We start from the raw sequence: 19,320 nt of genomic DNA on the forward strand, positions 1-19,320 counted from the left end.
CGCTCCGGCTCCCGGCGGGTCAGACGCCGTTGAAGGGCTCCTTCGCCAGCAGGTATCCGGCGTGGAGCCGGTTGCGGGCGCCGATGCTCTTCATGATGTTCGCAATGTGGCGTTGACAATTGCGCAAAGAAATACCGACCACGTGGGCTATTCTGTTGTCCGATTCGCCCTGAATGAGCAGCGACACGATGGTCTGCTGAATGTCGGAGGTAATCGCGGCGCGCGCCGATTGATCGTTTTCCGAGGTGAATTTCTCGGCCGCGCTCCAGGCCCGCTCGAAGGCCTCCGACAGGAATGAGACAAGGTGGCTATTTCTCGATACCGCCGCCCCGTGCGATCCGTCCGCGAGCGGGATGATCGCCACTTCCTTGTCGAAGATGATGCAGCGCGGAAAACCGCCGGCGAGCGTGCACACTTCCGCGCCGAGCGGTGTCACCCGCCCCACGAAGGACGCCGTGGCCGGGCTGAACCGGGCCGTGTGCTGGTAGAGGGTCCGCATGCGCACCCCTCGCCCCAGCAGGCGTTCGGTCCGCTCCAGGCTCTCGGCGAGCACCTCCTCGTCCCGGGCGCCGCCGGGCTGGGAGGTGAGCACCTCGGTGCGGCTGCCGTCCGCGAGTCCGGCGATGAGTTTGCGCACGTCACCCAGGCCCGGTACGACCTCCAGCGAGGTGTCGTCCCGGAGATCCGCGGTCTTGACCGTTAACTCATCCAATTCTCCGCGTAGTTGATCGAGGAAGGACTGGGTCTCGTTCAGGCTGTGCTGCGCCGGGTTGAGGACCTTGATGCGCGCGTGCTCCACGGGGTACGGGGTGTAGATGCCCGTCACGGGACACACGCTCAGCAGCCCCAGATCGTCGAGCGCGTCCGCCGCCTCCTGCACCTCGGCGGCGCTCACGTCCAGGGCCAGGGCCGCTGTTTCGCGCGTTGTACCCGGTGTTCGGGTGACGAACCGGTAGAGACGGTCCCCGGCGTGGGTGAGCCGGGGCACTGTAAAAGGATGGACTTGTCTGATTGAGTTCAATTCATCCCCCTGTCATGTTTTCGCCAGCGGCAACATGATCCCAGAAAGGGATGGCTCCGGATGTGGCCGAACGGACAGGATGATGCCGAAGCTGATCCGGACCGCAAGACATCTTGAGGGGCAGGCAAGCATGCCACGTATAGCGAGTTTCCTCATCGCCATTGCGGCAACTTTCGCCGTGACCGTCTTCCTCGCCCCGTCGACGAGTGGTGCGGCGAACATCGCCGCCGCCACTGGCCCGGGTCAGGTAGTCAACGATCTCGGCTGGGGATGAGATGCCTCGTAGTAAGTCGTACAACACGTACTCCAACCTGCAGCGCCCTGAGTTCCGCAAGCGCGTCGACGAGCTCCTGCTGAAGTTCGAGCGGGACTTCTACGAGCGCAGCGCGGGCGCCGACGGGATGCTCGACAAGGAGAAGTTCGACCTCGAGCTGTACAAGCGGCACAACGTCGAGACGATGATCCGGATCGGCCTCAAGCGTGCCGTCGACCCGCTCATCGCCAACTACTGGGCCACCCGGGACCCGCAGCTCTGCAAGGAGTGGGGCCTGTACGGCGCGGAAGAGGGCCGCCACGACCGCATGTTCGCCGGCGACCTGCACAAGGTCGGCATGACGGACGAGGAGATCTACGCGATCCGTCCGACCTTCGCCACCGAGCTGCTCAACGGCTACTTCTACTACACGATGGCCACGGAGGGTCCGCTGGCCGCGATGATCAGCGGGTTCTACCTGGAGTACATCGCGGGCAAGACCCAGCCCGACTGGCTCGACATCATGGAGCAGCACGTCGGCGCCGACAAGACCAAGGGCGCCCGCGCGCACCTGGCCCTCGACGACGACGACGACCACGTCGACATGGTCTGGAACCTGATCATGCGCATCATCGAGGACGAGGCCGACGAGGAGCGCTTCGTCGAGCACCTCATCAAGATCAACTCACTGTTCGTGTCCTACTTCGTCGAGGTCTACGCGGCCACCGTGCTCGGTGCCGGCGCGGACGCCTCGCTGCTGACCCAGGCCGCACCGGCCGCCGCCGTACAGACCAACCTGCAGACGAAGGCCACCGCTTCGGTCTGACCGACCGGCCCACACCTGCCGGCGAGGCGCTGAAGGGCCGGAGCTCTGAAGGGCCGAGCGCTGAAGGGCCGAGCCCCGAAGGGCCGGAGCTCTGAAGGGCCGTAGGGCCGACACCCCCGCAGTCCGGCGATCCCGGGCATTGCGTTCCAGATGTGCCGCGCCGCCCCCACGGGGGCAGCGCCGCGATGTCCGGGGTCCGGCTGCTCCACCGTCTACTCACCAAGGAAGACGATGCACTATTCATGGCCGCGCGAACTGTCCGAACAGGACATGCGCGAAATGATCGAGCTGATGGACGCCGTGGCGGTCAAGGAGATGACCCTCGGCTTCTACGAACCGGTGGGCCTGGAGAAGGGCCTGCCCCTGATGCGGGCCTTCGAGGCCGACCTGCGGAAGGGCGCCGTGGACCTCCTCCACGTCCGCAACAACGAAGGCCGGATCGTCGGCATGGTGACGCTCGCCCGGGCCCCGCTGCCCGCCCGGCGCCACATCGTCGAAATGCGCCGCTGCGTCGTGGCCCCCGACTACCGCGGGCAGTTCCTGCTCGAAGGCTGGGCCGAGGCCCTGCGCAAGGTCGGCGAGATGGGCTGCGACGTCATCACGCTCGAAGTCCGCGACGACGGCCCCTCCGTGCTCTGGCAGCGCCTGGGTTTCCGGGAGTACGGCCGGCTGCCCGACTACGCCCGCGCCGACGGCCGCCCCGTCACCGGCTTCTACATGCACGCCCGGCTCGCCGACATCACGGACCACTTCGAGGCCACCGGCACCTGGCTGCACGAGCTGGAATCCGACCGCGTCGCGGTAGCGAGCTGACCTCCGTACCGGCAGGCCGTACGCACACCGGGCCCGACGCACACCGCGCCTGACACCGTACGCGCACACCCGTAAATCCCCCCTCCCACGCACCCGCACCCGCACCCCTCCCCGCCGCCGCGCCGCCCGCCGGGTCCGCGCAGGCCCCCGCACCGAGCACGCCGTACACCGCCCCGGGCCGATCCGCCCGTGCGCCACGGCCCCTCGCGGCCGACCGGCCGGTGCGCAGCTCCCCACCCCACCCACCGCCCGCCGGGGCGCACATCGACGTGCGCCGGACGGGCTGCGGGACCACGCCACTCCACCGAAGGGCACAGCCATGTCCAAGATCGCCGTCCTGACCAACGACCTCCAGTACGAACTGGTCGAGAAGAACCCGGAGCGCGTCGCCGCCGTCGAGGCCGCCACCCCGCACTTCACCGGCTTCCTCGACGAGATGCGCAGCCGCGGCCACCACATCTTCCACCTGCAGCTCGTCAACGACCCGGACGACCCGAACGCCGAGCGCTACGACGGCTACCTCCCGGTCCAGCGCGGCACGCACGGCGCCGACATCATCGAGGCCTTCCTGGCCCCCGAGGACGTCGTCATGGAGAAGAGCAAGGACTCGGGCTTCTACGAGACCGACCTGCACGAGCGCCTCCAGGCCCTCGGCGTGGACACCGTGCTGATCACCGGCATGCAGACGCAGATATGCGTCCAGACCACCGCCGCCGACGCGTTCTTCCGCGGCTACAACATCTGGGTCCCCTCCGACTGCGTCGTCTCGGCCCGCCTCGACGACAAGCAGCGCGCCCTGGACTGGCTGGAGGGCTACTGCGCCACGGTGTCCGACTCCGCCGAGGTCATCAAGGTCCTCGACGCCGAGGGCGGCCTGCCCCGCAAGAACATCAAGACCCCGTGACCACGCCCCTCCCCGCAACGACCCGTTCCAGAAAGGAACCGGCATGACCACGAGCGTGGATCCCACCGAATTCATCGTCCTCGACCACGGCACCGGCGCGAAGCTCAGCCAGGACCTGGTCCAGCTGATCGCGGCGACCCTCGGCGACGTGTACGTCGGCATCATGGAGGACAGCGCGGTCCTCAAGATCGAGGGCGACCGCATCGCGATGACCACCGACTCCTTCGTGATCGACCCGCCGTTCTTCGGCAACGGGGACATCGGGAAGATCGCGGTCTGCGGCACCGTCAACGACCTGGCCGTGGCCGGCGCCCGGCCCAAGTACCTCACCCTCGGCATGATCCTGGAGACCGGGCTCCCCATCCCCAAGCTGGTCCAGGTCCTCGAGTCGATCCGCGACACCGCCCGCGAGGCCGGCGTACAGATCGTCGGCGGGGACACCAAGGTGGTCCGCAAGGGCGAGGCCGACCAGATCTACCTGAACACCGCGGGCGTCGGGGTCTTCGAGCGCGAGCCGCTCACCATGACCGACGTGCGCCCCGGCGACAAGGTGATCCTCAGCGGCCCCATCGGAAACCACACGGTGCACCTGCTCTCCATCCGCGAGGGCCTCGGCTTCGAGCAGCGCGTGGACAGCGACTGCGCGCCCCTCAACGGCCTGGTCGACACGGTCCTGTCGAACGTCGAGGCCGGCGCCGTCCGCTCGATGCGCGACGTCACCCGCGGCGGCCTGACCGCCGTGCTCCACGAGTACGCCCACAAGCTCGGCCGCACCATCCGCGTCGCCCAGGACGACCTGCCCATCCAGCACGAGACGGCGATGGCCGCCGACATGCTCGGCATCAACCCGCTGCACTGCGCCAACGAGGGCTGCCTCGTGGTCTTCGTGGCCCCGGAGGCGGAGGCCGACGTACTGGCCGCCCTGCGCTCGCTGCCCTACGGCAAGCACGCGGTCACCATCGGCGAGATCTCCGAGGACACCGAGGGCCTGGTGCTGCTGCGCGACAAGGACGGCCGCGAGACCCAGCTGGAGGAACTCCTCGGCGCCGAACTCCCCCGGCTCTGCTGAGAAAGGGACCGAGGAGACCGCCATGAGCAGCACCGAGCAGCAGACCGTCACGGAGCGGCCCGACGGGACGGCCGGCACCGTCGGCACCGGCACTGTCGGCACCGGCAGCGCCCACAGCGCCGTCAGCGCCTTTGACGAGTGGCGCATCCGCGTCACCGGCGTGGTCCAGGGCGTCGGCTACCGGCCGTTCGTCTACAAGCTGGCCCGTGAACTCGGCCTCTCCGGCTGGGTTCGCAACGACCCCGAAGGCGTGCTGGTGGAGGCGTCCGGACCGGTCGCCGCCCTGGAGGAGTTCACGGCGGGCCTCAGCGGCCGCGCCCCCGAGCTCGCCCGGGTGGACGAGGTCCGGCCGACCCGGGGACTGGCCGCGGGCACCGTGCCCGCCGGCCCGTTCACCATCGTGCACAGCGAGCACACCGGAGCCCGGTCCGCGCTGCTCCCGGCGGACACCCACGTATGCGGCGACTGCCAGGCGGAACTTCGCGATCCGAAGGACCGCCGGCACCGCTACCCCTTCATCAACTGCACCAACTGCGGGCCCCGGTACTCCATCATCCAGGACCTGCCGTACGACCGGCCGATGACCACCATGGCCGCCTTCACCATGTGCCCGGACTGCAAGGCCGAGTACGAGGACCCGATGGACCGGCGCTACCACGCGCAGCCCAACGCGTGCCCGGACTGCGGCCCCCGGCTGCTGCTCCGGGACCGCGAGGGGGGCACGGCCGAAGGGGACGAGGCCCTCCTGCGGGCCGCCCGGGTGCTGGCCGACGGCGGGATCGCGGCCATGAAGAGCGTCGGCGGCTTCCACCTCGTGGTGGACGCGACGAACGCGGAGGCCGTGGCCCTGCTGCGCGGCCGCAAGCGCCGCGACTCCAAGCCGTTCGCGGTGATGGTCCGCGATCTCACCACGGCGCAGGCCCTGGTGGACCTCTCCGAGGCGGAGATCGACGTCCTGCGCTCGCCGGCCCGGCCCATCCTGCTGGCCCGCAAGCGTCCGGGCTCCCTCCCGGAGTCCGTGGCCCCGCGCAACCCCAACCTGGGGATCATGCTGCCCTCGGCACCCCACCACCACCTGCTGCTGGACGAGCCCGGTCTCGAAGCGCTCGTCGCCACCAGCGGCAACATCTCCGGCTACCCCATCGCCTACCGCAACGAAGAGGCCCTGGAGCAGCTCTTCGAGATCGCGGACGTGATCCTCTACCACGACCGCGACATCGAGATCCGCGTCGACGACTCGGTGGTCCGCCTCTCCGACCACCCCGAACTCGACGAGCCGCTGCTCCAGTTCATCCGCCGGGCCCGCGGCTACGCCCCCTACCCCGTGGACGTCGGCCGCGAGGTGGCACCCGTGGTCGCCCTCGGCGCCGAACTGAAGACCACCGTCGCCCTCACCAACGGCTCCCAGGTCTTCCTCAGCCAGCACATCGGCGACCTCAAGAACGACGAGACCTTCGCCGCGCACCACCGCACCGCCCGGCACCTGGCGCAGCTGTACGCGCTCAAGCCGGAGGCCACGGCGCACGACATGCACCCGCAGTTCCGCTCCACCCGGGCGGCCCTGGACGACGACGGCACGGGCCCGGCGCTGCCCACCGTGGAAGTCCAGCACCACCACGCCCACATGGCCTCCTGCATGGCGGAGAACCACGTGCGCGGCACCACCCTCGGCGTGATCTTCGACGGCTTCGGCTACGGCGAGGACGGCACGGTGTGGGGCGGGGAGTTCCTCCTCGGGGACTACGCCGCCTTCCGCCGGGTCGGCCGGATGCGCGGCCTGCCGCTGATCGGAGGGGACCAGGCGGTGCGCGAACCCATCCGCACCGGGTACGCGCTCGCCCTGGACGCCTTCGACGGAGACCCGGACCGGGCCCTCGCGGGCTTCCCCGCCCTCGCCGCCCTCGACGCGCAGCGCCGCCAGGTCTTCGCGACGATGGCGGCCCGCGGGATCAACTCCCCGCCCACCTCCAGCATGGGCCGGCTCTTCGACGGGGCCGCCGCCCTCGCCGGGGTCTGCGCCAGGGCCGAGTACGAGGCCCAGGGCCCGATCGAGCTGGAGGGGCTGCTCGACCGCGACGCCACCCGCGAGCCGCAGGCCTCGTACCGCTTCGGGTCCTACGCGGCGGACGGACTGACCGAGGTGGACCCGCGGCCCGTGATCCGGGCCATGGCCGCCGACATCGCCGCCGGACTGCCCGTGGAGCGGATCAGCCGACGGTTCCACACGGCCGTCGTCGACATGGTCCGCGAGCGCTGCACGGCCCTGCGGGAGGAGACCGGGGTCAACCAGGTCGCCCTCTCCGGAGGCGTGTTCCTCAACGAGTTCCTGCTGCTCAACTGTCTGACCGGGCTGACCGCCGACGGTTTCGACACCTATGTCCACCGGCTCGTTCCGACCAATGACGGAGGAATCGCCCTCGGTCAGGTCATGGTCGCCGACGCCCGCTCACACCTGCGGAATCGAAGTGGAGTGACGACGTGACCACCCTCACGCCGGACGAGATGTACACCTTCGTCGAGGCGCGCGAATCGGGCGCCCGAACCTACGCCAACGCCTTCGGCAAGCTCCTCGCCGAAGGGCACGGGGCGCGCGTCCGCGACGGGCACGGCCGGGAGTACCTGGACTGCCTCGCCGCGGCGGGCACCCTCGCCCTGGGGCACAACCATCCGGACGTCCTGGCCGCGGTGGGGGACTACCTCACCTCCGGTCAGGTCCAGCAGGCACTGGACCTGACCACCCCGGCCAAGTACGAGTACCTCCGGGCGCTGTACGCGCGGTTGCCGGGCACCATGGCGGACACCTTCAAGACCCAGTTCTGCGGACCGGCGGGCACCGACGCCACCGAGGCCGCCATCAAGCTCTTCAAGATCGCCACCGGCCGCCGGACGGTGATCTCCTTCCACGGGGCGTACCACGGGATGACGGCGGGCGCCCTCGCCCTCACCGGCAACCTGGGCGCCAAGGAGTCCGTGCCCTCCCTCATGCCGGACGTCCACCACCTCCCCTATCCCTACGACTACCGCTGCCCCTTCGGCATCGGCGGCGAGGCGGGCGTCCGGGCCGGCCTGACCTACATCGAGCGGCTGCTCACCGACCCGGAGAGCGGCATCACCAAGCCGGCCGCCGTCTTCGTCGAAGCGGTCCAGGGCGAGGGCGGGGTGATCCCGGCGCCGGCCGCCTGGCTGCGCGGGCTGCGGGAGATCACCACCCGGCTGGACATCCCGCTGGTCCTGGACGAGATCCAGGCCGGCTTCGGACGCACCGGCACCATGTGGGCCTTCGAGGAGTCCGGGATCGAGCCGGACGCCGTCCTCGTGTCCAAGGCGGCCGGCGGCGGCTTCCCGCTGTCGCTGCTGCTCTACCACGGCAAGTACGACGCCTGGACGCCCGGAGCCCACGCGGGCACCTTCCGCGGCAACCAGATCGCCCTGGTCGCGGGACTCGCCGCCATGCGGGTCACCGAGTCCGAGGGGCTGATCGACAAGGCCGCCGCCAAGGGCAGACTGATCGGCTCCCTGCTCGGCCGGCTGGCCGCCGGTCACCCCGAGATCGGCCAGGTCCGCGGCCGGGGGCTGATGTGGGGCATCGAGATCGTGGACCCCGCCGGCCGGGCCGACGCCCTCGGTTCGCTGCCCGCCGACGGGGCCCGGGCCAAGCGCGTCAAGCGCGCCTGCCTGGACCACGGGCTGCTGCTGGAGAGCGGCGGGCGGCACGGCGCCGTGCTCCGGCTGCTCCCGCCACTGGTGATCACCGACGAGGAGATCCACGAGATGGCGGCGGCGCTGGAGAAAGCTCTGATCGACTGCGTCTGAGCCGGTCGACCGTGCCCGAGCCGGAGCAGCCGGCTCGGCACGGCAGAGCACGGATCCACGAAGAGAAGGACATTCAACATGGCCACGGGAACGAACAACAGCGGTGAGCACGGCGGCGAGTGGCGCGTCGACTTCGACGCGGAGGTCGTCTTCAGCAACGGAGGCGCCCTGCAGATGCAGGGGTTCCGCCTGGACATCCCCGGTGACGACATCGCCGACGGGGACCTGGGCGAACTGATCGTCCGCCACCTCGGACTGCTGATGGTCGGCAGTACGAAGATCACCCGCCGGGAGCTGATCCAGGAGCCCCACAAGGGCTCCCGGAACACCGGCTCGGCCGGTTCCGGCCGCACCACCGCGGACCTGACCGGCCCCGCGACCCGGGCCGCCTGGCCGACGGGCCCGGGCGGGGCCGCCCCGGGCCTCGCCGGCCTGGTGGACCTTCCCGTGGTCCTGGTCCGGCTCCTCGGAGCCGGAGCGCCGGTCGCCGACCGGCTGGCGCTGGCGCCCTTCGACCTCGCGGGCCGCGCCGTCGTCGTACAGACCGGCCGCGCGGCCGGCCCGTACCTCACCGAGGACGCGGTGGACCTGCTCGCCGGGCAGGGCGCGCTCCTCGTGGCGACCGACAGCCGTGAGGGCAACGGGCCGGTGGCGGCGGCGCTCGCCGCGGCCAACCTGCCCGCCCTCACCGGCCTGACCGGTCTCGACTCCCTCCCGGCGACCGGGGTCCGGCTGCACGCCGTGCCCTTCCCCGGGCAGGACACCTCATTGATCAGGGTCTACGGAGTAACAGATGACCAGCATTGACCAAGCCGGTCTCCCGGAGGCCGGTGCGGCGGCGGCCACCGCCGCCGCACCGGCGCCGGGCCGGCGCCCCCGCAGGGAACTGGCCGCCGCCACCGTCGGCTCGGTCGTCGAGGCCTACGACTGGACCATCTACGGCATCCTCGCCCCCTACTTCGCCGAGGCACTGTTCCCCGGCACCTCGCCCACCGCCAAACTCATCGCCGCCTACCTCGGCTTCGCCCTCGGCTTCCTGGTCCGCCCGCTGGGCAGCGTGCTCATCGGCCGCCTCACCGACACCCGCGGCCGGCGCTACGGACTGACCCTCACGGTCGGCCTGATCGCCGCCGGCTCCCTGTTCCTGGCCGTCGTCCCCGGCTACGCCTCCATCGGCCTGGCCGCTCCGCTCCTGGTGGTGGGGGCCCGGCTGGTGCAGGGCCTGTCGGTCGGGGCGGAGAACCCGAGCGTGGCCGCGTACGTCACCGAGACGGCGCCGGCCGGGCGCCGCTACTTCTACAGCGCCGTCTCCTACGGGGGAGTGGTACTGGGCAGCGCGCTCTCCTTCATCGTCATGAACCTCCTGCTCGGAGTGTTCGGCGAGAGCGGGGTCGAGGACGGGGCCTGGCGCCTCGGCTTCGTCTTCGGCGGGCTGCTCGGGCTGACCGCCCTGTGGATCCGGCGGGGCGCGGCGGAGAGCACCGTCTTCACCGCTGCCGCGGGCGGGGCCGCGCAGGGAGCGGCCCCGTCCGCGGGGATGCCGCGGAAGGCGCCGGTCGTGAGGGCTCCGAGCCCCTGGCCGGTGCTGCGGGCCCATCTCCGGCGGCTCGCCGTGGTGTTCGCCATCACCTCCGGGGCCACCACCGCCTTCTACTTCGTCACCGTCGACTTCCCCTCGTACGCCGAGAGCGCCGGGGCCGCCGGCAAGGAGGAGACCTCCGCCGCGCTGCTCCTCGGCATGGTGGCGCTCCTCGCGGCCATGCTCGGCGGCGGCAAGGCGGCCGACCGGATCGGGGCGCTGCCCGTCCTGCGGCTCGGCTTCGCCGGGCTCGCGCTGGGCACCGTACCGCTGCTGCTGGCCATGAACTCCGGACGGGTTCCCGTCCAACTGGTCACCGTGGTGCTGCTCTTCCTGCTGGGCCTCCCGCTCGCGGTGAGCAACGTCTTCGCGGGGCAGCTGTTCCCGCCGGCGGTGCGCGCCGTCGCCGTGGGCCTGCCCACCGCGGCCGCGATCAGCCTCTTCGGCGGCACGTTCCCGATGCTCGCGGAGCTCCTGAGGTCGGCCGGCCTGGGCGCCTGGCTGCCGTGGTGGCCGGCACTGACCGCCGCGGTGGCGCTGGCCGCCTCATGGGCCGTACACGAACACCCCGGTAGCGAACACCCCGGTAGCGAACACCTCGGTAGCGAACAGCCTGTGTCCGTAACCCCTCATGCCTGAGAAGGACGTCATGACCGCACTGCTCGAAGGACTCGACTCGCTGCTGCCGGCCCTCGAAGCCGACTACCGCGACCTGCACACCCACCCCGAACTCGCCTTCCAGGAGAAGCGGACGGCGGCCCTGGTCGCCGAGCGCCTCGCCGCCCAGGGCGGCTGGGAGATCACCACCGGCGTCGGCCGCACCGGCGTGGTCGCGGTCCTGGCCAACGGCGAGGGCCCGGTGGTCATGCTGCGCGCCGACATGGACGCGCTGCCCGTCAAGGAGGCCACCGGACTGCCGTACGCGAGCACCGAGACGGCCACCGACGAATCGGGCACCGAGGTCCCGGTGATGCACGCCTGCGGCCACGATCTGCACGTGGCCGCGCTCATCGGGTCCTGCGCCCTGTTCGCCCGTAACCGCGGGGCCTGGCGGGGCACGGTCGTCGCCGTCTTCCAGCCGGGCGAGGAGAGCGGCTACGGAGCCCGCGAGATGGTCGAGGACGGGCTCTTCGAGCGCTTCCCGCGCCCCGACGTGATCCTCGGCTCGCACGTGGGACCCGGCCCCGTCGGGCTCGTCGCGACCTTGCCCGGCGTGGTCATGGGCGCCACCGACTCGATCACCGTCAAGCTCTTCGGGCGCGGCGGCCACGGCTCGAAGCCCGAGGCCGCGGTCGACCCCGTGGTGATGGCGGCCTCGCTGGTCCTGCGGCTCCAGACCGTGGTCTCCCGCGAGATCGCCGCCCAGGAACCGGTGGTGGTCACCGTCGGCAAACTGCACGCCGGCACCACCGCCGCGGTCATACCCGACACGGCCGAGCTGGGCATCAACGTGCGCACCAGCTCCGCGCCGGTCCGCGAGAAGGTCCTCGCGGCCGTCGAGCGCCTCGCCCGCGCCGAATCGGCGGCGGCGGGCGCGACCGCCGACCCGGAGATCACCTCCGTCTACCACCTGCCCATGACCGTCAACGACACCGCGGCCGCCGAGCGGGTGGCCGACGCCCACCGCGAGCACTTCGGGGCCGGCGCCGTCATGACGATGGGCCCGACCACCGCCAGCGAGGACTTCGGGCTGCTCGCCACCGCCGCCCAGGTCCCCTCGGTGTACTGGTTCTACGGCGGCCTCGACCCGCAGGCCTTCGGGGAGGCCTTCGCGGCCGGCAAGCTGGAGGAGCTCCCGCAGAACCACTCCTCCACCTTCGCGCCCGTCGCCGGACCCGCGCTGTCCGTCGGCGTCCGCACGATGGCCACGGCGGCACTGCCCTGGCTCGCCGCCGCTGCCGCTGCCGCTGCCGCTGCCGCTGCCTCTGCCTCTGCCTCTGCCTCTGCCTCCTCCTCCTCCGAGGGCGCCGACGCGGGTGAGGGGAGCGGGACGGAATGAGCACCGACCGGCCGCACATCATCGTCCTGCACCGCTGGCGGGACACCCACGCGCACTACGCCGACTACATCGACCACGGCTCCGCCCAGGTCACCTACGTCAGCACGGCGCTCGGCCGCGCCTCGTTACCCGAGGCCGCCGCCGCGGTCACCACCGTCGCCCTGACCGACGACCTGCCCGCCGTCCGCGCGGCCGTCACCGGCCTCGTGGCCCGCTTCGGCGCCCCGGCGCGGCTGATCGCCCTCAACGAGGGGGACCTGGACACGGCCGCGCTGATCCGCGAGGAGTTCGCGATCCCCGGCCAGCACACCGCCGAACTGGCCGTGTTCCGAGACAAGCTGACCATGTGCCGCACGGCCGAGGCCGCCGGCCTGCCGGTGCCCGCCTTCGCCCCCGCGCCGGACCCGGCCGCCGTGCTCGCCTTCGGCGAGGCCCACGGCTGGCCGCTGGTCGTCAAGCCGCACCGCGGCACCGCCAGCCGGGGCGTGGTCCAGATCGACTCCGCCGCCGAACTGGCGGAACTGGGCTCCCTGGCCGCCGCCCTGGCCGCCGAACCGCACCTCGTCCAGAGCTACGTGGACGGGCCCATCCTGCACATCGACGGGCTGTGGGAGGGCGATTCGCTCGGCAGCTGGACCGTCTCGCGCTACGTGGGCGGCACCTGCGCCGACTTCACCCAGGGCACCTGGCTCGGCTCCGTGGAGGAGGACGAACCCGCGCTGCTGGAGGCGGTGGAGGCCTTCGCCGCCGCGGTCGGCCCCGCCCTCGGCGGTTCGCAGCCCTGGGTCTTCCATCTGGAGGCCTTCGTCACCCCGGCGCCCGGCGGCGGGCCCGCGCTGGTCTTCCTGGAGTGCGGGGCCCGGGTGGGCGGCGGGGAGATCCCCTTCACCTGGCGCGACGTCCACGAAGTCGACCTGATGGCCGCCGCCGTGGACATCCAGCTCGGCCTGACCCCGGTCCTGCCGCCGCTCAAGACCGGCGAGGTCGGCGGCTACCTGCTGCTCCCGCTCCCGGTGCCCGCCCCCTGCCGCGTCGAAGCGGCCGGCTGGGTACGGGAACCCGCGCCGGGCCGCCTCCCGTACGCCGTCAAGCACACCCCGGTCGGCTCCACGGCCCCGGCGATCAGCGGCTACGAGCACGTCGGCACCCGCTTCCGCTTCCGCGGCGCCACCACCCGGGAGGTCGAGGCCGCCATCACCGAGTCCGCGAACTCCTTCCGGCTGACCTGCGTACCGGTCGGCGCCCCGCCCGCCGACGGCCCGACGGGCTGACCCCCCCCACACGTCTCGCACCCCCTGTTCTCCGGGGCGAACCCGCTCCACGCCCCGTACCGGAAAGGAATCCACCGTGGTCTTCACGACCTCCGAACGCCAGCGCGTCATCCTCGTAGGCAGCCGCATACAGCAGTACCGGGAATACGCCCTGGCCTCCCTCGCCCAGCACTACGAGGTGACCCTCGTCGCGCCGGAGGCCCCCACCTGGCAGGCCCGTTACGTGGAGACCCACCGGATCGCCGACACCACGGACGCGGCCAAGCTGTACGCCCCGGTCGCCGACCTGCGCGGCGAGGTCGCCGACGCCGCGATCGTCACCTGGGACGAGTGGTCGCTGGTCGCCGTCTCCTCGGTCGCCAAGAAGCTCGGCATGCGGGCCATGGACCCGGCGGCCGCCAAGATCTGCCGCGACAAGTACGCCACCCGCCAGGCCCTGGAAGCCGCCGGGATGGCCGCCGTGCGCTACGTCCCGGCCACCACCGAGGACGAGGCCGTCGCCGCCGCCGAGTCCATCGGCTTCCCCGTCGTCGTCAAGCCCCGCACCCTCGGCGGCAGCTTCGGCGTGATGATGGCCCGCGACGTGGACGGCCTGCGCCGGGCCTTCCGGCTCGCCTCCACCAGCCGGCTGCGCGGCGCCGGCACCACTGCCTCGGTCCTGATCGAGGAGTTCATCGAAGGCCCCGAACTGAGCGTGGACAGCGTCGTCGTGGACGGCCTGGCCACCCCCGTCTGCGTGGCCCGCAAGCGCCTCGGCGCCCACCCGTACTTCGAAGAGGTCGGCCACCTGGTCACCGACTGGCGCCACGAGCCCTGGGCCGACGCCGTCACCCAGCTCGTCCAGGACTCGCACCGCGCCGCCGGAGTCGACTACGGGGTCACCCACACCGAACTGCGCGTCGCCGCCGAGGGCCCCCGCCTGATCGAGCTCAACGGCCGCCTCGGCGGCGACCTCATCCCGCACCTGAACAAGCTCGCCACCGGCGTGGACCTGCCGCTGGCCGCCGCCAGGATCGCCTTCGAGGAGACCCCGGACGTCACCCCGACCCGAGCCCTCAGCGCCGAGGTCCGCTTCCTCTACCCGGCCTACGACGGCGCCGTCGACCGCGTCGTCCTGCCCGCCCCCGAGGACGTCGAGGACCTGGCCGAGGCCGTCGCCCTGGTCGAGCCCGGCGACGAGCTGCTGCTCCCGCCCCGCGGCCTCACCCCCCGCTCCGCCGCGCTCATCGCGGTCGGCGAGACCCCGGCCCGCACCCGCCGCGCCCTGGACCGCGCCGAGGCGCTCTCGCGTACGGAGGTCTCCGGTGTCGCCGCGCACCGGCTCGGCGCCCGCGTCGAGAACGCCGTGACCCGCCGCTTCTTCGACCACGAGCGCACCGCCGCCCGCCAGACCGTCTCCGGCGTCCGGGGCGTGGAGTGGTTCCGCTACGGAGCCGGCGGCGGCGAGGGGCTCAACCGCCCCGTCTTCCTCAGCGAGGCCGACGTCACGGGCCTGGAGAACGACCTGAACGGCCTCTTCGAACTGCTCAAGGCGGTGCCCGCCCGGCTCTTCGGCGGCGACCTGCGCGCCTTCGCCACCGCCGTCGGGATGTCGCCCACCCAGGCCGACCTGGTCCTGCGCGGCTCCGTGGACGAGCTCGCCCCGCTCTCCCGCGCCGACCTGTACCGCGAGACCGGCGGCTTCCGCGTCATGGAACTCAACACCGGCTCCTCGCTGGGCGGCTGGCAGATGGGCGAGTTCGCCCGCGCCCTGATCCAGGACGCCGAGTTCGCCGAGTTCGCGGCAGCCGAGGGCCTGGTCTACCCCGACCCGCTCGCCCGCATCACCGAGGTGCTGCGCCGCCAGGCCCCCTCCCTCGAGGGCATCGAGCGGCCGCTGCTGGCGATCACCGACTGGCCCGAGGGCTTCGAGAAGTCCAAGTGCTGGATGGAGTTCGTCGTCCCGGCCTTCGAACGGCTCGGCTTCGAGACCGTCGTCTGCCACCTCGGCGACTTCGCCTACGAGAACGGCAAGGTCCTGCACGCCGGCCGCGAGGTCGATGTCGTCTACCGGATGTTCCTGCCCGGCGAAATGCCCGACGAGCCCCGCACCTACGACCTCGTCAACCCGCTCCTCGACGCCGTCGAGGCCGGCACGGTCGAACTGTTCGCCCCGCTCGACTGCGAGCTGTACGGCAACAAGGGCAGCCTCGCGATGCTCAGCGACGAGCGCAACCGCGCCGTCTTCACCGAGGCCGAGCGCGAGCTGATCGACCGGATCCTGCCCTGGACCCGCTTCGTCCGCGACGAGAAGGTCACCTTCGGCGGCGAGAAGATCGACCTGCTGCCCTACGCCATCGCCAACAAGGACCACCTGGTCCTCAAACCCACCCTGCTCTACGGCGGCGTCGGCGTGACCCCCGGCTGGACCACCGACCAGAAGGAATGGGTCGCCACGCTCCGCCAGGCCGTCGACGGCCCGTACGTCCTCCAGCACCGCCTGCTGCCGACCACCGAGCGGTTCCTCTCCGAGGACGGCGAGACCTGCGAGGACATGGCCGTCGCCTACGGAACGCTGATGGTCGACGGACGCTACGCCGGCACCCTGGCCCGCGGCGTCACCGACCCGGCCGTCGGCATCGTGAGCATGCTGCGCGGTGCCCAGATCGGCTGCGCGTTCCACGTCGACCCGGCCGCCGAGGGAGTGGAAGCCAAGTGACCGACATCGGGAACGGGGCCGCCGAGCCGGTGGAGGAGACGGCGGCCGCGGCACCGGCCGCCGCCGCCCCCGCCACGCTCTGGCGGGACCCGGAGTTCCTCAAGTTCTGGTCCGGGGAGGCGATCTCACAGGTCGGGGCCCAGGTCACGACCCTGGCGCTGCCGCTCACCGCGGTGCTCACGCTCGACGCCAGCTCCTCCCAGGTGGGCTTCGTCAACGCGGCCTCCTACGCCCCGTTCCTGATGGTCACCCTCCTGGTCGGCGTATGGGTCGACCGGGTGCGGCGCAGGCCCCTGATGATCATGGCCAACATAGGGCGGGCGCTGCTGGTCAGCGCGGTGCCGCTGCTGGCCGTGCTCGACCTGCTCCGCATCGAGCACGTGTACGTCGCCGCGCTGCTCGTGGGCACCCTCACGGTGGTCTTCGACGTCTCCTACCAGTCGTACCTGCCGACCCTGGTCGGCAAGCAGCACCTGGTGGAGGGCAACAGCAAGCTCCAGGGCACCAGTTCGCTGGCCCAGATCGGCGGGCCGGGCCTCGCCGGCCTGCTCATCGGCTGGGTCACCGCCCCCTACGCGCTGCTGATCAACGGGGTCTCGTACCTCGTCTCCGTGCTCACCCTGCTCGCGGTGCGGCGCGTCGAGCCGGAGCCGGTGCCCCAGCAGGAGCGCACCGGGATCCGGACCAGCATCGCCGAGGGCATCCGGATCATCTGGGACAGCGCCCACCTGCGGGCCTGCGCCCTCCAGTCCGGGCTCTACAACCTCTGCTGGATGTCCCTCCAGACGGTGTTCGTGCTCTACGCCGCTCGCACGCTCGGCATCTCGCCCGGCGGCATCGGCCTGCTGCTGGGCACCGGGGCGGTCGGCTCGCTGGCCGGCTCGATGCTCGCGCAATGGCTCAAGCGCAGGATCGGTCTCGGCCGCGCCATCCTGGCGGCGCTGCTGCTGTGCTGCCTGGCCCCCGTGGCCATCCCGGCGGCCCCGGCGAACGGCGGGGCGCTCTCGCTGGCCCTGTTCGTCGCCGCCTTCGGCCTGATCGGGGCCGGCGGCACCATGGCCAACATCCACATCATCAGCCTGCGCCAGTCCATGACCCCGGACCACCTGCTGGGCCGCATGAACGCCGGCTACCGCTTCGTCTCCTGGGGGACGCTCCCGCTCGGCGCCCTGCTGGGCGGCTGGCTCGGCGACCTCATCGGGCTGCGCGAGACGCTGTTCGTCACGGCCGGGCTGTTCCTGACCGCCGTCCTGGTGGTCCTCAACTCGCCGGTGTGGCGCCTGAAGGAGTTCCCGCCCCAGCTCGTCGCGCAGCCCCGGAAGGTGGACGCAAGGTGACCCCCGTACAGCAACCGCCCGCCATCGGGAGCCTGCTCGCCCGCCGCACCGGCTGGGGCCGCTCCGACGCGGTGAGCCGGATCCTGGCGGCCGCCGCCGCCCCCGGGGTGCTCTCGATGGCCGGCGGGATCCCGGCCCCCGACAGCTTCCCCGTGGCCCGGCTCGCCGAGGCCACCGACCGGCTGTTCGCCGGGTCGGCCGGGTCCGCGGTACGTGCGCTCCAGTACGCCCCCACGGACGGCATCGCCCCGCTGCGCGAGCTGATCGCGGCCCGGGCGAGCGCGACGGGGTCCACCGTCGGACCCGACCGGGTGATGGTCACCGCGGGCAGCCAGCAGGGCCTGGACCTCGTCGCCCAGACCCTGATCGACGAGGGCGACGAGGTGGCCCTGGACGATCCGAGCTACCTGGGCGCCGTGCAGGTCTTCCGGCGGGCCGGCGCCCGGCTGCTGCCGGTGCCCGGTGACGCGGAGGGGATGCGCACCGACGTACTGGAGCAGCGGCTCCTCGCCGGGGCCCGGCCCAAGCTGGTCTATGTCGTACCGCACTTCCACAACCCCACCGGAGCCGTGCTCTGCGAGGAGCGGCGCCGCCACCTGGCCGCGCTGGCCGAGCGGTTCGGCTTCGTGATCGTCGAGGACGACCCCTACGGGGACCTGGCCTTCGAGGGGGGCAGGCTGCCGTCCACCGACGTCCACAGCGGACGCGTGGTCCGGCTCATGAGCCTCTCCAAGACGGTCTGCCCGGGGCTGCGGGTGGCCGGCCTGGTCGCCCCGGCCGAGCTGATCGGGGAACTGGTCGCCGCCAAACAGTGCGGGGACCTGCAGACCAACACCTTCGGCCAGTACCTCCTCGCCGACCTGCTCGGGGACCCGGAGTTCCTGCCGACCCATCTGGCGGGCCTGCGCACGCTGTACGGCGGCCGGGCCCGCGCCATGGAGGCGCTGCTGCGCGAGCAACTGCCCTGGCTGGACTTCGAACGGCCGCGCGGCGGCCTCTTCTTCTGGTGCCGGCTGACCGACCCCCGGGTCGGCTCGGACGCGCTCTACGCGCACGCGCTGGCGCAGGGCGTCGCCATCGTGCCCGGCACGCCCTTCTGCATCGACGAGGACGGCTCGCGGGTCCTGCGGCTGTCCTTCGCCTCCCTGGACGGCGCGCAGCGCCGGGAAGGCGTCTCCCGTCTGGCCGCGGCCTGGGAGAAGGCACTGGCCGACGGGGTGTGATCCACCCCGTCGGGCGGGCCGCGCATGCGCACCGTCTTTTTCCTCCACACCCCCAAGGAGCAAGACCGTGACAACGACGTCGCACGCACCGGTGACCGCCGAATCCCTGGTGGCCCGGCTGTTCGAGGTGATCGACACCCGCTCGTGGGACCGGCTCGGCGAGGTCTTCGCGCCGGACGCCGTGTACGAACGGCCGGGCTACCCGGCGCTGGAGGGCCTCGACCGGATCCGCCGGTTCTACGAGCACGAGCGGATCATCACCTCGGGAGCCCACGAGGTGAGCCAGGTGACCGGCGGCCTGGCCGCGGCCGCCTGCTGGGGGCGGTTCCAGGGCGCCGACAGGAACGGCACGGCCCTGGACGAGGCCTTCGCCGACACCTACCTCGTCCGCGACGGCAGGATCGAGCGGCGCAAGACCTTCTTCTACCGTCCGGCGATCTGACGTCCCCGCCCGCCGATCGGAGCGCGGGCCGATCGGAGCGCCCGCCGATCGGAGCGCGGGCCGGGTCAGGAC

General features: G+C 72.0%; 15 protein-coding genes. 14 read left to right on the forward strand and 1 reads right to left on the reverse strand.

Going from position 1 to position 19,320, the window contains the following annotated elements; genetic code table 11:
• Positions 1 to 19: 19 nt before the first annotated feature.
• Positions 20 to 988 carry a helix-turn-helix transcriptional regulator gene (locus OG730_RS26855; RefSeq protein ID WP_327306637.1) on the reverse strand — a complete coding sequence of 323 codons (969 nt, stop codon included), beginning with the start codon at positions 986 to 988 and terminating at the stop codon, positions 20 to 22.
• A gap of 308 nt (positions 989 to 1,296) precedes the next feature.
• Here OG730_RS26855 and OG730_RS26860 point away from each other — a divergent pair, with 308 nt between their 5' ends.
• The 14 genes from OG730_RS26860 (at position 1,297) to OG730_RS26925 (ending at position 19,248) form a co-directional block, all read left to right on the forward strand.
• Positions 1,297 to 2,100: a hypothetical protein gene (locus OG730_RS26860; RefSeq protein ID WP_327306638.1), complete on the forward strand. Its 804-nt coding sequence runs from the start codon at positions 1,297 to 1,299 to the stop codon at positions 2,098 to 2,100.
• A gap of 231 nt (positions 2,101 to 2,331) precedes the next feature.
• The gene (locus OG730_RS26865; RefSeq protein WP_327306639.1) at positions 2,332 to 2,913 is read left to right on the forward strand and encodes a GNAT family N-acetyltransferase; all 582 of its coding nucleotides are present in this window, start codon (positions 2,332 to 2,334) and stop codon (positions 2,911 to 2,913) included.
• 319 nt (positions 2,914 to 3,232) lie between these two features.
• A complete protein-coding gene (locus OG730_RS26870; protein WP_327306640.1) occupies positions 3,233 to 3,817 on the forward strand; it encodes a cysteine hydrolase family protein in 585 nt (194 codons plus the stop codon).
• 43 nt (positions 3,818 to 3,860) lie between these two features.
• On the forward strand, positions 3,861 to 4,886 hold the full coding sequence (hypE, locus tag OG730_RS26875; protein WP_327306641.1) for a hydrogenase expression/formation protein HypE: 1,026 nt from the start codon (positions 3,861 to 3,863) through the stop codon (positions 4,884 to 4,886).
• A gap of 22 nt (positions 4,887 to 4,908) precedes the next feature.
• Positions 4,909 to 7,368, forward strand: coding sequence for a carbamoyltransferase HypF (gene hypF, locus OG730_RS26880; RefSeq protein WP_327306642.1), 2,460 nt, complete (start codon positions 4,909 to 4,911; stop codon positions 7,366 to 7,368).
• Positions 7,365 to 8,699 (forward strand): diaminobutyrate--2-oxoglutarate transaminase family protein, encoded by a 1,335-nt coding sequence (locus OG730_RS26885; protein WP_327306643.1) that lies wholly within the window; start codon positions 7,365 to 7,367, stop codon positions 8,697 to 8,699. The genes hypF and OG730_RS26885 overlap by 4 nt, the downstream gene beginning before the upstream one ends.
• Before the next feature lie 78 nt (positions 8,700 to 8,777).
• Positions 8,778 to 9,506 carry a hypothetical protein gene (locus OG730_RS26890; protein ID WP_327306644.1) on the forward strand — a complete coding sequence of 243 codons (729 nt, stop codon included), beginning with the start codon at positions 8,778 to 8,780 and terminating at the stop codon, positions 9,504 to 9,506.
• On the forward strand, positions 9,493 to 10,917 hold the full coding sequence (locus tag OG730_RS26895; protein ID WP_327306645.1) for an MFS transporter: 1,425 nt from the start codon (positions 9,493 to 9,495) through the stop codon (positions 10,915 to 10,917). Before OG730_RS26890 ends, OG730_RS26895 begins: the two co-directional genes overlap by 14 nt.
• Before the next feature lie 10 nt (positions 10,918 to 10,927).
• Positions 10,928 to 12,277 (forward strand): amidohydrolase, encoded by a 1,350-nt coding sequence (locus tag OG730_RS26900; protein ID WP_327306646.1) that lies wholly within the window; start codon positions 10,928 to 10,930, stop codon positions 12,275 to 12,277.
• Complete coding sequence (locus OG730_RS26905) at positions 12,274 to 13,548, forward strand: ATP-grasp domain-containing protein (RefSeq protein ID WP_327306647.1); 1,275 nt, start codon at positions 12,274 to 12,276, stop codon at positions 13,546 to 13,548. Before OG730_RS26900 ends, OG730_RS26905 begins: the two co-directional genes overlap by 4 nt.
• A 76-nt stretch (positions 13,549 to 13,624) precedes the next feature.
• Positions 13,625 to 16,246, forward strand: a complete 2,622-nt coding sequence (locus tag OG730_RS26910) for an ATP-grasp domain-containing protein (protein WP_327306648.1) — start codon at positions 13,625 to 13,627, stop codon at positions 16,244 to 16,246.
• Positions 16,243 to 17,583 (forward strand): MFS transporter, encoded by a 1,341-nt coding sequence (locus tag OG730_RS26915; RefSeq protein WP_327306649.1) that lies wholly within the window; start codon positions 16,243 to 16,245, stop codon positions 17,581 to 17,583. Before OG730_RS26910 ends, OG730_RS26915 begins: the two co-directional genes overlap by 4 nt.
• Complete coding sequence (locus tag OG730_RS26920) at positions 17,580 to 18,806, forward strand: aminotransferase-like domain-containing protein (RefSeq protein ID WP_327306650.1); 1,227 nt, start codon at positions 17,580 to 17,582, stop codon at positions 18,804 to 18,806. Before OG730_RS26915 ends, OG730_RS26920 begins: the two co-directional genes overlap by 4 nt.
• Positions 18,807 to 18,873: 67 nt before the next feature.
• Positions 18,874 to 19,248 (forward strand): nuclear transport factor 2 family protein, encoded by a 375-nt coding sequence (locus OG730_RS26925; RefSeq protein WP_327306651.1) that lies wholly within the window; start codon positions 18,874 to 18,876, stop codon positions 19,246 to 19,248.
• Positions 19,249 to 19,320: the final 72 nt, after the last annotated feature.

The organism is Streptomyces sp. NBC_01298 (assembly GCF_035978755.1).
GTDB lineage: Bacteria > Actinomycetota > Actinomycetes > Streptomycetales > Streptomycetaceae > Streptomyces.

Bases quoted from the DNA above. Each gene is read 5' to 3' on its own strand.
- OG730_RS26900 (WP_327306646.1), top strand. From the start codon at position 10,928: ATGACCGCACTGCTCGAAGGACTCGACTCGCTGCTGCCGGCCCTCGAA.
- hypE (WP_327306641.1), top strand. From the start codon at position 3,861: ATGACCACGAGCGTGGATCCCACCGAATTCATCGTCCTCGACCACGGC.
- OG730_RS26860 (WP_327306638.1), top strand. From the start codon at position 1,297: ATGCCTCGTAGTAAGTCGTACAACACGTACTCCAACCTGCAGCGCCCT.
- OG730_RS26865 (WP_327306639.1), top strand. From the start codon at position 2,332: ATGCACTATTCATGGCCGCGCGAACTGTCCGAACAGGACATGCGCGAA.
- hypF (WP_327306642.1), top strand. From the start codon at position 4,909: ATGAGCAGCACCGAGCAGCAGACCGTCACGGAGCGGCCCGACGGGACG.
- OG730_RS26895 (WP_327306645.1), top strand. From the start codon at position 9,493: ATGACCAGCATTGACCAAGCCGGTCTCCCGGAGGCCGGTGCGGCGGCG.
- OG730_RS26890 (WP_327306644.1), top strand. From the start codon at position 8,778: ATGGCCACGGGAACGAACAACAGCGGTGAGCACGGCGGCGAGTGGCGC.
- OG730_RS26905 (WP_327306647.1), top strand. From the start codon at position 12,274: ATGAGCACCGACCGGCCGCACATCATCGTCCTGCACCGCTGGCGGGAC.
- OG730_RS26870 (WP_327306640.1), top strand. From the start codon at position 3,233: ATGTCCAAGATCGCCGTCCTGACCAACGACCTCCAGTACGAACTGGTC.